General features: G+C 69.1%; 1 protein-coding gene. It reads left to right on the top strand.

From position 1 onward, the window contains the following. On the top strand, window positions 1-498 hold a 498-nt coding region (locus N4G70_RS36915), incomplete at both ends, for a condensation domain-containing protein (protein WP_261717159.1).

Genomic DNA, 498 nt, shown 5'->3' with positions numbered 1-498 from the left:
GGCGCTGGCGGCGTACGCGCATCAGGATGTGCCGTTCGAGCGGTTGGTGGAGGTCCTCGATCCCGAGCGGTCGATGGGGCGCAACCCGCTGTTCCAGGTGATGCTGATCCTCCAGAACAACGAACGCGCCGAGCTGCGGATGCCCGGCCTGCGCGCCGTACCGGAACACATCACCGCCGACGCCGCCAAGCTCGACCTGACGTTCAACGTCATGGAGGACGGCGTCGACGGCGGCCTCGACGGATTCGTCGAATACAGCGCGGACGTCTTCGACGAGTCCACCGCCGCCTCGATGGCCGAGCGACTGGTGCGCCTGCTCGAACAGGTCGCGCTGGAGCCGGAGTTGAGTGTCGGTGGCATCGAGGTACTGTCCGAGGACGAGCGCCGGCGCGCCCTCGTCGAGTGGAACGACACCGCCCGGCCGCTGCCCGCGACCACCCTGCCGCAGGAGTTCCAGCGCCAGGTGGAGCGGACACCGGACGCGGTCGCGGTGATCTC

Source organism: Streptomyces sp. ASQP_92, from assembly GCF_025399895.1.
Taxonomy (GTDB): domain Bacteria; phylum Actinomycetota; class Actinomycetes; order Streptomycetales; family Streptomycetaceae; genus Streptomyces.
Note: the sequence above shows the minus strand (reverse complement) of the source record. Positions and strands in the feature narration are given on the sequence as shown.